General features: G+C 64.1%; 9 protein-coding genes. 8 read left to right on the top strand and 1 reads right to left on the bottom strand.

Annotated features, from left to right (window positions below):
- Positions 1-103 precede the first annotated feature (103 nt).
- Positions 104-3,724: a hydantoinase B/oxoprolinase family protein gene (locus tag LAC81_RS27545; RefSeq protein WP_223730292.1), complete on the bottom strand. Its 3,621-nt coding sequence runs from the start codon at positions 3,722-3,724 to the stop codon at positions 104-106.
- Positions 3,725-3,845: 121 nt separating this feature from the next.
- Between LAC81_RS27545 and LAC81_RS27540 the strand changes: the two genes are divergently transcribed.
- The 8 genes from LAC81_RS27540 (at position 3,846) to LAC81_RS27505 (ending at position 13,683) form a co-directional block, all read left to right on the top strand.
- Positions 3,846-4,430 carry a winged helix DNA-binding protein gene (locus LAC81_RS27540; RefSeq protein ID WP_113538391.1) on the top strand — a complete coding sequence of 195 codons (585 nt, stop codon included), beginning with the start codon at positions 3,846-3,848 and terminating at the stop codon, positions 4,428-4,430.
- 25 nt (positions 4,431-4,455) lie between these two features.
- Positions 4,456-6,276 carry an ABC transporter ATP-binding protein gene (locus LAC81_RS27535; protein ID WP_223730339.1) on the top strand — a complete coding sequence of 607 codons (1,821 nt, stop codon included), beginning with the start codon at positions 4,456-4,458 and terminating at the stop codon, positions 6,274-6,276.
- 93 nt (positions 6,277-6,369) lie between these two features.
- A complete protein-coding gene (locus LAC81_RS27530; protein ID WP_419195885.1) occupies positions 6,370-7,857 on the top strand; it encodes an ABC transporter substrate-binding protein in 1,488 nt (495 codons plus the stop codon).
- Between the two features lie 63 nt (positions 7,858-7,920).
- Positions 7,921-8,844 (top strand): ABC transporter permease, encoded by a 924-nt coding sequence (locus LAC81_RS27525; RefSeq protein WP_113538388.1) that lies wholly within the window; start codon positions 7,921-7,923, stop codon positions 8,842-8,844.
- A 4-nt stretch (positions 8,845-8,848) separates the two neighbouring features.
- Positions 8,849-9,703: an ABC transporter permease gene (locus LAC81_RS27520; protein WP_113538387.1), complete on the top strand. Its 855-nt coding sequence runs from the start codon at positions 8,849-8,851 to the stop codon at positions 9,701-9,703.
- The gene (locus tag LAC81_RS27515) at positions 9,700-11,439 is read left to right on the top strand and encodes a M14 family metallopeptidase (protein WP_223730290.1); all 1,740 of its coding nucleotides are present in this window, start codon (positions 9,700-9,702) and stop codon (positions 11,437-11,439) included. Before LAC81_RS27520 ends, LAC81_RS27515 begins: the two co-directional genes overlap by 4 nt.
- A 235-nt stretch (positions 11,440-11,674) precedes the next feature.
- Entirely contained in the window at positions 11,675-12,349 is a 675-nt protein-coding gene (locus tag LAC81_RS27510; RefSeq protein WP_223730289.1) for a response regulator transcription factor, read from the top strand.
- Positions 12,346-13,683 (top strand): sensor histidine kinase, encoded by a 1,338-nt coding sequence (locus LAC81_RS27505; protein ID WP_223730288.1) that lies wholly within the window; start codon positions 12,346-12,348, stop codon positions 13,681-13,683. The genes LAC81_RS27510 and LAC81_RS27505 overlap by 4 nt, the downstream gene beginning before the upstream one ends.
- The last annotated feature ends 102 nt before the right edge of the window (positions 13,684-13,785 follow it).

The following is a 13,785-nucleotide window of genomic DNA, read 5'->3' as shown; positions in this document are numbered from 1 at the left end:
GGTGCAGCAAAAACCGAAGGCGGCAACAAACGAAAAACGGGCGGACGATCGCTCGCCCGCCCGCAGACCACCGCAGCAGTCTTGGGAGATTGTTATTCCCCGGCTATGGCCGGCCGTAGCCGCCGCCCGTCGGCGTCACCACCGTGAAGGCTTCGCCGGCTTCGAGAACCGTATGGGCGCAACCGGACAGTTCCTCCGTCCTGCCGTCATTGCGGCGCACAAGGTTGCGGCCAAGCTCACCCGGGCTGCCGCCCTTGATGCCGAAGGGCGCCACGCGGCGGTGACCGGAGAGAATGGCGAAATCCAGCGTCTCGCGGGCACGGATCGTGCGCTTCGTGCCGTTGCCGGCATTCCACTGGCCACGGCCACCCGAACCGACCCGAATGTGGAAGTCTTCGAGCACCACCGGGAAGCGGGTTTCGAGGATTTCCGGATCGGTGAGGCGCGAATTGGTCATGTGGGTGTGGACCGCATCGGCGCCGTTATAGCCGGGACCGGCGGGCGCGCCGGAGCAGATCGTCTCGTAGTACTGATAGTTGTCGTTGCCGAAGGTCAGATTGTTCATCGTCCCTTGCGCCCCGGCCTGGCTCTGAACCGCGCCGAACAGGCAGTTGGTCACGGCCTGGCTGACCTCGACGTTGCCGGCGACGACGGCGGCCGGATAGCGCGGCGTCAGCATCGTGCCCTCGGGGATGACGATGTGGATCGGACGCAGGCAACCGGCATTCATCGGAATGTCCGCTTCGACGAGGACGCGGAAGACATAGAGAACCGCGGCGCGGGTGACCGGCGCCGGGGCGTTGAAGTTGTCGCCGCGCTGCTCGGATGTACCGGTGAAATCGACGGTTGCCTCGCGCTTGTCGCGGTCGACGGTGATCTTGACGGCGATGCTGCAGCCCTGGTCCATCTCGTAGGAGAACTCGCCATCGGGCAGCTGGTCGAGCACGCGGCGCACGCTCTCGGCGGCATTGTCCTGGACGTGGCCCATATAGGCCTCGACCACGTCCTCGCCGAACTGGGCGATCATCTTCTTGAGTTCGGCGACGCCTTTCTCGTTGGCAGCAACCTGAGCCTTCAGGTCGTTGACGTTCTGCAGGATGTTGCGCACCGGATAGCGGGCGCCGTTCAGCAGCGCCTCGAGTTCTGCCTCGCAGAAGCGGCCGGCATCGATGAGCTTGAAGTTGTCGATATAGACGCCTTCCTCCTCGATGTTGGTGGCAAGCGGCGACATCGAGCCCGGCGAGATGCCACCGATATCGGCATGGTGGCCACGGCTGGCGACCCAGAAGCGGATCTCCTTGCCGGCATCGTCGAAGACGGGCGTGCAGACGGTGAGGTCCGGCAGGTGCGTGCCGCCGTTATAGGGCGCGTTGATCAGGAACACGTCGCCGGCCTTGATCACCGGGTTCTCGCGGATCGCGGTCGCGACCGAGGCATCCATGGAGCCGAGATGCACCGGCATGTGCGGCGCATTGGCGACGAGATTGCCGCGGTTGTCGAAGACGGCGCAGGAGAAATCGAGCCGCTCCTTGATATTCACCGAATAGGCGGTGTTCTGCAGCGTCACGCCCATCTGCTCGGCGATCGACATGAAGAGGTTGTTGAAGATCTCCAGCATGACCGGATCGGCATGGGTGCCGATCGCGCTCTGCTGCTGCAGCGCCTTCACGCGGCGAAGCACGATGTGGTCCTTGGCGGTCAGTTCCGCCTGCCAGCCGTCCTCGACGACGATGGTCTGGTTCGGTTCGATGATGATCGCCGGACCGTCGAGCCGTTGGCCGGGCGCGATTTCGGCGCGCAGCAGCACCGGCGCATCGTGGAACTGGCCCTGTGAATAGAAGCGCGTGCGCCGCGCGACATCCGGCGCGCCCTCTGTGACCGCTCCGCCTTCGCGCTCCATCTGGGCGGCACCGCCGCCGACCGTCTCGACCTCGACGGCATCGATGACCAGCGCCTTGTTGTCGGCGACGAAGCCGAAGCGACGCTTGTGCAAGGTCTCGAACTCCGCGCGAAGGCGGGCGATATCGTCATGCGCGGGGAAGGTCGCGTCGACCGCAAGCACCGTATCGGTGCCGGCATAACGGATATGGGCGCGCAGATGCGTGCGGATCTCGTCGCGGGCGATCCCTTGTGCTTCGAGCTCGCCGAGGCACTCGACTTCCAGCTCGGCGCCAAGCGTGCTGAGAGCGGCCGGCGCCTGGTCGTCGAGCGCAACGCCCAGCGCCTTCTGGCGGGTCGAGCGGATATCGGCAAGCCCCATGCCGTAGGCCGAAAGCAGGCCGGACATCGGGTGCACGAGAATGTTCTTCATGCCGAGCCGGTCGGCAACGAGGCAGGCGTGCTGACCGCCGGCGCCGCCGAAGCAGCTGAGCGCATAACGGGTCACGTCATAGCCGCGCTGCACGGAAATCTTCTTGATCGCTTCGACCATGTTGGCGACGGCGATGCGGATGAAGCCGTCGGCCACATCCTCCGGGCTGCGGCCATCGCCGATCTCGGCGGCCATTGTCGCGAAGCGGTCACGAACGGTCTCGACATCGAGACGCTCGTCCTGGTTCGGGCCGAAGAGCGCCGGGAAGAAATCCGGCAGCAGCTTGCCGAGCATGACGTTTGCGTCGGTGACCGCGAGCGGGCCGCCGTTGCGGTAGCAGGCGGGGCCAGGATTGGCGCCGGCCGAATCGGGGCCGACGCGGAAGCGCTCGCCGTCGAAGTGCAGGATCGAGCCGCCGCCGGCGGCAACCGTGTGGATCAGCATCATCGGCGCGCGCACGCGCACGCCGGCAACCTCGGTCTCGAACGCCCGCTCATATTCGCCGTCGAAATGGGCGACGTCCGTCGAGGTGCCGCCCATGTCGAAACCGATGACGCGGTCGAAGCCGGCTGCTTCGCCGGTCTTTGCAAGGCCGACGACGCCGCCGGCAGGTCCCGACAGGATCGCGTCCTTGCCCTGGAACATATCGGCCGCCGTCAGGCCGCCGGACGACATCATGAACATCACGCGTGCGCCGGTGCGGGCAACGTCGAGCTCGCCCGAGACCTGGGCAACGTAGCGGCGTAGAACCGGGGAGAGATAGGCATCGATGACCGTCGTGTCGCCGCGGCCGACATATTTGATCAGCGGCGAGACTTCGTGGCTGACCGAGACCTGCTCGAAGCCGAGTTCGCGGGCGATCCGAGCGACGACCGCCTCGTGCTCCGGATATTTGTAGGCATGCATGAAGACGATGGCGACGGCCTTGTAGCCCTTGCCCTTGAGGTCTTCGAGGGCAGCGCGCGCCTTTACTTCGTCGAGCGGCTGCTCGATCGTGCCATCGGCCAGCACGCGCTCATCGAGTTCGACGATGTCCTGGTAGAGCGCTTCCGGCTTGATGATCTCGGTCGCGAAGATCTTCTTGCGTTCCTGGTAGCCGATCTTGAGCGCGTCGCGAAAACCCTTGGTGGTCACCAGCGCGAGCGGCTCGCCCTTGCGCTCGAGCAGCGCATTGGTGGCAACGGTCGTGCCCATGCGCACTTCGCCGATGAGGCCGGTCGGGATCGCAGCACCGGTCGCAAGACCGAGATGCAGGCGAATACCCTGGACGGCGGCGTCGCGATAGGCTTCCGGATTCTCCGACAACACCTTGCGCGCATGCAATGCACCCTGCGGGTCCCGGCCGATGACATCGGTGAAGGTGCCGCCACGGTCGATCCAGAAGTCCCAACTGCCGGTTTCGCGTGCGCTCATTGTCCATCCCTCTCGTTCGCGAGCCGCATCATTGTGCAAGCCCGGAAATTCATCAAAGCAGTTCGTTGACAAAATGTCGATAAAATGATGACATAAAATCGTCAAGATGAGGAAGAGCTGAATGACGAAGAAGGCTGAGGAGAGCTTTGAAGGTCGGGAATGGGCCGGAAACGCCCTGCCCGAACATCTGAAGCCGGTCGCGGCCATCGGTCCGATCGTCTCCTCCGCGCACCTTGCCGAAGGCGGCTCGCCAGGTCTCTCCGAAGTGGAATACGGGCTGATCCTCGCATCGCACGCCTTTCATCGCTGGATGATGCGCTGCATGGCTGCTGCCGGCGTCCCCGGGCTTTCCCCCATCGAAATTCTGATCCTGCACACGATCCGCCATCGCGATCGCGGCAAGAAGCTCGCTGACATCTGCCTCGTGCTCGATATCGAAGACACCCATGTCGCGACCTATGCCATCCGCAAACTCGAAGCCGCCGGCCTGGTGACGACGGGCAAGGAAGGCAAGGAAAAGACCATCCTCATCACCGACAAGGGCTCGGACGCCTGCACGCGCTACGCTCAAATTCGCGAGCGCCTGCTGGTCTCCTCCACTGCCAAAGCACGTCCTTCCGAAGAGACGCTTTCCGAGATCGCCGCCGTCCTGCGTTTCATGTCGGGCGCCTATGAACAGTCCGCGCGCGCCGCGACCACATTGTAACAAGGAAGACCGCGTGACCGTTGATATGCCTGCGCCGCTGCTCGCCGTTGAGAAGCTTTCCGTCGCCTTCAACGGCAATTCCGTCGTCGAAGACCTGAGCTTCACGGTCACGCCGGGACGTACGCTCGCGATCGTCGGCGAATCCGGCTCCGGCAAATCGGTGACCTCACTTTCGATCATGCGGCTCGCCGACATGATGGGCGGCCAGTTCCCGACCGGCCGCATCCTGTTTCGCGGCAAGGACGGCGAAGTCGACCTGACGCAGGCCCCGCAGAAGACCATGCGCGCCATCCGCGGCAAGGAGATCGCCATGATCTTCCAAGAGCCGATGACGTCGCTGAACCCCGTCTTCACCATCGGCGACCAGGTCGCCGAGGTGCTGATGCTGCACGAAAAGATGACGAAGGCCAAAGCCCTTGTCGAGACGCGCCGCCTGCTCGACATGGTGCGGCTGCCGGACAGTGCAGAACTCATCGGCCGCTATCCGCACCAGCTTTCGGGCGGCATGCGCCAGCGCGTGATGATCGCCATGGCGCTCGCCTGCCGGCCGAAACTGCTGATCGCCGACGAGCCGACGACGGCGCTCGACGTCACCATTCAGGCGCAGATCCTGACCATCATCCGCGACCTGCAGAAGGAACTCGGCATGGCGGTGATCTTCATCACCCACGACATGGGCGTCGTCGCCGAGATGGCCGACGACGTCGTTGTCATGTGGAAGGGCCGCAAGGTCGAGGAAGGCCCGGTCGACGAGATCTTCGCAAGCCCCAAGCACCCCTACACCCAGACGCTGCTTTCGGCCGTGCCGAAACTCGGCAGCATGACCGGCGAGGAATTCCCGAAGCGCCTGCCGCTGACCATGATGGTCGACGGCGAACCGAAGCGCGTCGGCGATACCCATATCCAGCGCACCGCCCGCTACGACGCAGCACCGATCCTGTCGGTGCGCGATCTCGTCACCCGCTTCGACGTGCGCAAGAACCTCTTCGGCAAGGCGACGCACCGTGTGCACGCCATCGAGAACGTCAGCTTCGACATCTTCCCGGGCGAGACCCTGGCGCTCGTCGGCGAGAGCGGCTCGGGCAAATCTACGATCGGTCGCACGATCCAGCAGCTCCAGGCACCGACATCGGGCGAGATCCTTTTCGGCGGCCGGCCCGTCTCGGCCATGAGCTACGCCGAGCGACAGAAGCTGAAGCAGGAAATCCAGTACATCTTCCAGGATCCCTTTGCCTCGCTCGACCCACGCAAGACCGTGGGATTCTCGATCGCCGAGCCGATCCGCACCCATGGCCTGATCCTTGGCGAGAGGGAAATCGAGAAGCGCGTACACGAACTCCTGGAGCGCGTCGGCCTGACGGCCGCGCACGCCAAGCGCTATCCGCACGAGTTCTCCGGCGGCCAGCGCCAGCGCGTCTGCATTGCCCGGGCGCTCGCCTCGCGCCCCAAGCTGATCATCGCCGACGAGGCGCTTTCGGCGCTCGACGTCTCCATCCAGGCGCAGATCATCAATCTGTTCATGGAGCTGCAGGAGCAGGAAGGCCTCGCCTATCTCTTCATCAGCCATGACATGGCGGTGGTCGAGCGCATGAGCCACCGTGTGGCCGTGCTCTATCTCGGCCAGGTCATGGAATTCGGCAGCCGCGCGCAAGTGTTCGAGACGCCGGCTCATCCCTATACCCGCCGGCTGCTTTCCGCCGTCCCGGTCGCCGAGCCCGGCAAGGGCCGCGAGCGTGCCATGCTGGAAGGCGAGATCCCGAGCCCGATCCGCCGTGTCGGCAACGAACCTGCGGTGCTGCCGCGCAAAGAGATCGCCCCTGGCCATTTCGTGGCCAAGGACGCGTAAGCCGCTTTCTTTTCTTTTGAAGAAAGCTGTCGAAACAGGAGTGAGTAAATGATCAACAAAAAGGGGATCCACGCCGCCTTCATCGCCCTCGCGATGGCCGGCAGTATCATGACCGCCGCCCCGGCTTTTGCCGCCGGCACGCTGACGGTGTCGTCGCCGCAGGATCCGGGAAGCTGGGACCCGGTCGACACCTTCCTCGTCAACTGGGCATCCGTCGCCACCAATATCTACGACGGCCTCACCTATCGCGGCCCGGACCTCAAGCTCGTGCCCGGCCTTGCAACCTCGTGGGAAGAGCTCGACGGCGGCAAGCGCCTACGCTTCACGCTGCGCGAAGGTGTCAAGTTCCACAATGGTGAGCCCTTCAACGCCGAAGCGGTGAAATTCACTTTCGACCGCCTGCTCGGCGAAGAAGGCTCCAAGGGCCCGCAGAAATCCAACTATGCCGTGATCGAGAAGGTCGAGATCGTCGACGAAAAGACCGTCGACCTGGTTCTCAAGACCCCGGATCCGGTGCTGCTCACCAAGCTTGCCGGCTATGGCGCGATGATCGTGCCGCCGAAGTACATCCAGGAAAAGGGCGAGGACTATTTCAACGCCCATCCGGTTGGAACAGGCCCGTTCAAGTTCGTCTCCTATGAGCCGAAGGTCGGGATCAAGCTCGAAGCCTTTGCCGACCATTGGGGTGGCGCGCCGAAGCTTTCCAACCTCAACTACCGTTTCATCTCGGAGCCGGCGACCGCCGTTGCCGAACTGCAGGCCGGCCGCGTCGATCTCGTCATCCCGCCGACCATTCCGATCGGCATGATCCCGACGATCCAGGACGACAGCAATCTGGAGATCGTCACCAGCGCCGGCCCGACGGTCTATGCTCTGCGCTTCAACACGCGCGACGGCATCACCAAGGATCCGAAGGTCCGCAAGGCGCTGATCCTCGGCGTCGACCGCGACACCATCATCCAGTCGATCCTCGGCGGCCAGGCAGACCCGATCGCCAGCTTCCAGGGCAAGCTCTCCTTCGGCTTCGATCCGACGATGAAGCCGCTGCCCTATGATCCGGAACAGGCAAAGGCGCTGCTGAAGGAAGCCGGCGTCGCGCCGGGTGCCTCGGTGCAGATCGACGTTCGCGGCAACGAAGCGACCTTCAACGAGGTCGTGCAGGCGATCGCGAGCTATCTGCAGCTCATCGGCATCAACGCGACGATCAAGCCCTATGAAACCAACGTTCTCCTGAACGACATCATCCCCGCCGGCAAAACCGGCGCGATGTTCCAGCAGTCTTGGGGCGGCTGGACGCTCGACTACGACAACACGGCGTACTCGATGTACCACTCCGGCGAAAAGTGGAACCCCTACGACCAGGATCCGGAGCTCGACAAGCTGCTCGAATCCCAGCGTTCGATCACCGACCAGGCCAAGCGCGAGGAGATCCTCAAGCAGATCGCCAACTACGCCGCCGACCGTGCGCTCGAAATGCCGCTCTACAACCTCAACGCCATCTTCGGCGTGAGCAAGCGCGTCAAGAACTTCGTGCCGGTACCGGACAGCCGCCTGCGGCTGACGGATGTGACGGTCGAGTAAGCAAATCGGTCCGCCGCTCCACCTTTTGAGGCGGCGGACCATTCTCTTTAAAGGGCGGGTCACTTGGCCGGATTTCTGATCAAACGTTTTCTGCAGGCGGTCTTCGTCGTGTTCGTCGTGACACTGACCGTCTCCTATGCCATCCGGTTTACCGGTGACCCCGCGCTGATGCTCGCGCAGGGTGCGGGCAGCGTGACCGAGGCAGACCTCGTGCGCATCCGCGAGGGGCTCGGCCTCAATCAGCCGTTCCTCGCGCAATATGCCGATTTCATCAAAGGCATGTTTACCCTCGATTTCGGCCGTTCGTTCCTCGGCGGCACCCCGGTTTCGCAGCTGATTGCCACGGCACTGCCGGCAACCATGCTGCTCGCCTTCACCTCGCTGATCGTTTCGATCCTCATTTCCGTTCCGCTCGGCATCCGTGCCGCCGTCGCACGCGGCAAATGGGCCGACCAGGCGATCCGCATCCTGTCGCTGATCGGGCTTTCCTTCCCGAACTTCTGGCTGGCGATCATGCTGGTGCTGTTGTTCTCGATCGTGCTCAAATGGCTGCCGCCGAGCGGAATGGACGGTTTCGCGAGCTTTATCATGCCCGCGCTGACCATGGGCATCATCCTGACGGCGACGAACGTGCGGCTGGTGCGCACCGCCATGCTCGAAACCCTGCAATCGCAATACATCATGGTTGCCCGCGCCAAGGGCCTCAGCGAAAGCAAGGTGCTCTACAAGCATGCGCTTCGTAACTGCGCGATCCCGCTGATCACCTATTTCGGCCTGCAGTTCGGCGGCCTGCTCGGCGGCATCGTCGTCGTCGAGCTCGTGTTCAACTGGCCGGGCATGGGCACGCTCGCCTTCGATGCGGTCGCGTCCCGCGACTATCCCGTGCTCCAGGCGGTCATCACCGTGCTCTCGCTGATGATCGTGTTCGTCAATCTTCTGGTCGATATCGCCTATGGCCTCGTCGACCCGCGCATCCGGACGGAGTGAGCCGATGACGACCAAGGCTGCAAACTCCCGTTTCGCCCGTTTCCGCAATCTCGAATTCATCCTCGGCGCGCTTCTGACGGGTGGCATCTGCCTCGCAGTGCTCCTCTCCGGCGTGCTGTTTCCCGGTGGCGTCGACAAGATCGACCTGATGGCGCGGCTGACCCCACCCTTCGTCAACTGGGCGCATCCGCTCGGCACCGACCCGCTCGGCCGCGACGTGCTTGCCCGGGTGGTTGCCGGCGGCAAGATCTCGCTGCTGGTCGGCCTGACGTCGGTCGCCGGCGCTGTCGTCGTCGGCGTCGTCATGGGGCTCGTCTCGGGTTACTATCGCGGCTTCTGGGACATGCTCGTCATGCGCTTTGCCGACGTGCAGCTGGCGCTCCCCTTCATCCTGCTCGCGATCACCTTCATCGCCATCGTCGGTGGCGGGCTTGGCAATACCATCATCCTGCTGATCGTGTCGCAATGGGTGCAGTATGCCCGTCTCGTGCGCGGATCTGTGCTGTCGCTGCGCGAACGCGAGTTCATCCAATCGGCCCGCGCAATCGGCGTGCGCGACTACAAAATCCTGTTCCAGCACCTGCTTCCGAATCTCATCGGTCCGGTCATCGTGCTGATGACGCTGAACGTCGCCAACAACATCCTGCTCGAAAGCAGCCTTACCTTCCTCGGCCTCGGCGTCGATCCGCTGATCCCGAGCTGGGGCGGCATGCTGGCCGACGGCCGCACCTACCTGCAGAACGCCTGGTGGGTCAGCGTCTTCCCGGGCCTTGCAATCCTGCTCACCGTTCTCGGCCTCAATCTTCTCGGCGACTGGCTGCGCGACAGCCTCGACCCAACCGGTAGAACCTCACGATGACGACGATTTTCGAAGGCGCCTTCGAGCGCACGCTCGCTACCCTTCTCACCACCTACGGCAAGGAAGCCGCGCGTGGCACCAAGCTCGAAGCCTGGCTGTTCGACGATGCCGCCAGCCGCAAGGCCGCCGAACAGAAGCTCGCAAGCTTCGGCGTCAAGGCGGCGCTCAGGAGCGCCTACAAGCCGCTGCTGCATTTCTTCCTCGAAGAGGTCGACCGCGCGGCGCTCGCCAGCGTCGTCGTCCGCTATCCCCAACATGAAGGCGCCCCGCAGAACCGCTTCCTGCTCGAAGCCTATCCGCTCGCCGCCATCGTCGGCGATGCCGAGATAAGCTTCGAGGCTGGCAGCGCCAGGCCTTTCACCTACGATGTGGCCCTGACTTTCCGCAGCGGACGTCAGGAAAATCACGCGGTATTCGCACCGAACCGCATCCACACCGACTTCATCGGCGAAACGCTGCTGTCGCCGACCGGCTGGATCCGTCTCGACGAGGGCTGCGACAAACATCGCGAATGCCATCTGGAGACCGATTACGAGCGGCTCTTTTCCGGCACGATGCGGGCGATCGCCGATCATGCCTGGGGCGACAGCGAGCCCTATTTCGAAGAGCTCAACATCCGCGTGACCCTGCCGATCACCGACTTCCGTCTGCCCGTCGGCGAAGAGGTCATCAGCCTCCGCGAGGCTCTGCACGAGGATTTCTATTTTTCGCTGCTCGAAGTCTTCCAGAAGAAATCGGGTCGCCCACTCGGCGACCGCGGCCTGAAGCCCGGCCAGATCGTGCCGGAGATCGTCTTCGGCGTCGGCAAGCCGACCGTCATCGTTGAGACCCGGCCGCTGCAGGCGACGGATGTCGACGGCGAGGCCCAGCCGATCGAGACGGCCGAAGCGCCGCTGACGGTCGCTCAGATCCATGCCGAACTCGCCGCAATCGAAGGCCAGCCCTTCGAGGCGCAGTCGCGCGCCGGCCGCGCGGTGAAGGCCCGCTATCGCAGGGGCACCGATGCACCAGTCATGATCAGCGGCGGCCAGCATCCGAACGAGACGACGGGCATTGTCGGCGTGCTGCGCGCCGCCCAGACGCTCGCCGCCCGCGCCGACAGCCACTTCACCATCTCGCCGCTTGAAAACCCTGACGGCTATGCCGTGCACCAGCGGCTGCGGGTGGACAACCCGCTGCACATGCACCACGCCGCACGCTACACAGCACTCGGCGACGATCTCGAATACCGCACCGGTGCAGCACTCAACGAGCGCGAGATCCGCAAGGAGGCCGAGCGGCTGACCGGCGCGCAGCTGCACGTCAACCTGCACGGTTATCCCTCGCATGAATGGACGCGGCCGCTGTCGGGCTACGTGCCGCGCGGCTTTGCCATGTGGACCCTGCCCAAGGGCTTCTTCCTGATCATGCGCCATCACGCCGATTGGGCCGATCGCGCCGAGCAACTGATCGAAGCGGTTACCTTGCGGCTTGCCGCCGTCCCGGGGCTGCTTGCGTATAACGATGCCCAGATCGCGCTCTATGAGACCCATGCCGGCGAAACCGGCTTCCGTATCATCAACGGCTTCCCCTGCATGATCTCGATCGACGACCGCCACACGGCACCGCTGACGCTGATCACCGAATATCCGGACGAGACGATCTATGGCGATGCGTTCATCGCCGGTCATGAGGCCCAGAAGGAAACGGTTCTTGCTGCCTACGACGCGTTCCAGCGGATGATGGCCATCGCATAAGGCCTTGCGGGGCGATGGCACCCAATGCCGCCGCCCCGACATCGGCGCCTGGCAGCCACGTTCCCGTAATCCGACACCCTCGCCACCGAATACGGTAAAGCCCGACTGCGCCGCATTGCCGGGTCCCAGCCCGTGCCGCTAGAACCGGTGCACGCTGCGCACGCATGCGCCGCAACGTTGCTGCAATCCTGGTCGCCCAGACGTTACGCAACATCTATCGTATTCGGAGAATTCAATGCGCCTGCTCCTTGTCGAGGACGAGCTGGAAATGGCGACGGCGCTCAGCGCCGCGCTCGCACGCTACGACATGATCCTGGATCATGCGCCAACGCTCGACCATGCATTGGCGGCGCTCGCCAATCACGTCCATGACGGCATCATCCTCGATCGGCAATTGCCCGATGGCGACGGGCTCTCGTTGATCCCACGTGTCCGGGCGCTGAAGTCCGGAATTCCCGTGATCGTTCTGACCGCGCGTGGCGCGGTCGACGAGCGTGTCCGCGGGCTCGACATGGGTGCCGACGACTATCTCGCCAAGCCCTTCGCGGTGGAGGAACTGTTGGCGCGCATCCGCGCTCTGATGCGGCGCTCGCCGGATATCGCCCCCATGACCGCACGCATCGGCAAGCTCGTCTTCGATTTCGACGGCAGGCAGGCCCAGGTGAGCGGACAGGTGCTCGACCTGCCTCGCCGGGAACTGCTGGTCCTGGAAACGCTGGCGCGGCGCCAGGGCCGCACAGTCCAGCGCTCGACGCTGGAGGAATCCGTCTACGGCTACGATGACGAGATCCAATCCAACTCGCTAGACGCTCATGTCTCGCGGCTGCGCCGGAAGCTTGCCGAGTCCGGCGCCGGCGTTGAGATCCACAGCATCCGTGGCGTCGGCTATCTGCTGAGGCCCACCCCATGAGCACGTCTTCGGTCAACTCGTTGAAGAAGCGCCTGATCTGGCAGATCCTCACCTTTCAGGTGCTGCTGCTGATGGCGGTCATTGCCGGCTTCATGGCCTTGCTGACCCGCGCCGATCTCGGCGGAAAGTTCCTCGATGCCGACGCAGCGTCGGTCGCGGCCGGCGCGATCCGCTCGCAACCCGCGGGCGGGCTGACGCTGGTCGAAACACCACAGTTGCTCGCCATGCGAGCCGATTCTCCTGATTTCTGGTTCGTCGCGAGAGACGCACGGGGCGCCATGATCCGCAGCGGTCCCGTGCCGGACGCCTATAACAGCATTGGCGAACATCTGGATCGGATCGCCTTTGGCGACATGCGGGATAGCGTCGAGCCCTACACCCTCTCGTCGATCGTGCGCTCGGTGACTACGGAAGACGGAACCTTTACGGTGCTCGCGGGCGGCGGCCGGCTCTGGAGCGCATCCTTCGCGGTCTTCCTGCTGGCCAACCTTCTGCTGCTTCCGATCGTGCTGATCGTCGTGCTGATCCCCGCCCTTGCCATCCCGATCATCGTCCGGCGCGCCTTTGCCGGCCTCGCCGACATGGTCGATCAGGCCAAGAAGATCGACGTCGATCGCCGTGGCGCCCGGCTGCCCGATCACCGGGTTCCCGGCGAAGTGCGTCCGCTCGTCGAGGCATTCAACGGCGCGCTGCAGCGACTGGACGAGGGATACGAACGGCGGCAGCGCTTCATTCTGGATGCGGCACATGAACTCCGTACGCCGGTCGCCATCCTGCAGACGCGGCTTGAAAGCATGGACGCCGGGCCGCTCAGAAACCGCCTGCTGATCGATTCCAATCGGATCGCCGGACTTGCGGAACAGTTGCTGGACCTGGAGCGGATCGATCGCGACGGCGCGGACTTCGTCTCGCTCGACCTGGTATCGCTCTGCCGCGACGTGGCCGCCGATCTGGCGCCACTCGCGCTTTCGGCCGGTTGTGAGATTTCCTTCGCACCGGGCGTCGACCAGGCGCTCGTGCGCGGCGACGCCGGCGCCATCGAGCGCGCCGTCACCAACCTCGTGCGCAATGCCATCGAACATGCCGGCGGCCTCATCACCATCCGCGTCGAACGCGGCGGCGTGATCGAAGTCACTGATGAAGGTCCCGGTATTCCGGAACGCGAGCGCGAGCGGATCTTCGAGCCGTTTCACCGCCTGCAGCCGCGCGACCATGGTGCGGGCCTCGGCCTGCATCTGGTGAGCGAGATCATCGGTCGCCACAAGGGACATATCTCCGTCGTCGATGAGCCCTCGGGCGGCGCCTGCTTCCGCATCAACCTGCCTGCGGCGTAGGCGGGTCCGGTGTGGAAGAACGTGGTTAACATATAATTAATAGTAAAATCAGCAACTTAGTTAATTTGTGCAATGTTGACGCAATCCGTGGAGCCGACAAAG

Source organism: Ensifer adhaerens (assembly GCF_020035535.1).
Taxonomy (GTDB): domain Bacteria; phylum Pseudomonadota; class Alphaproteobacteria; order Rhizobiales; family Rhizobiaceae; genus Ensifer.
This window is presented reverse-complemented; position numbering and strand designations above follow the sequence as displayed.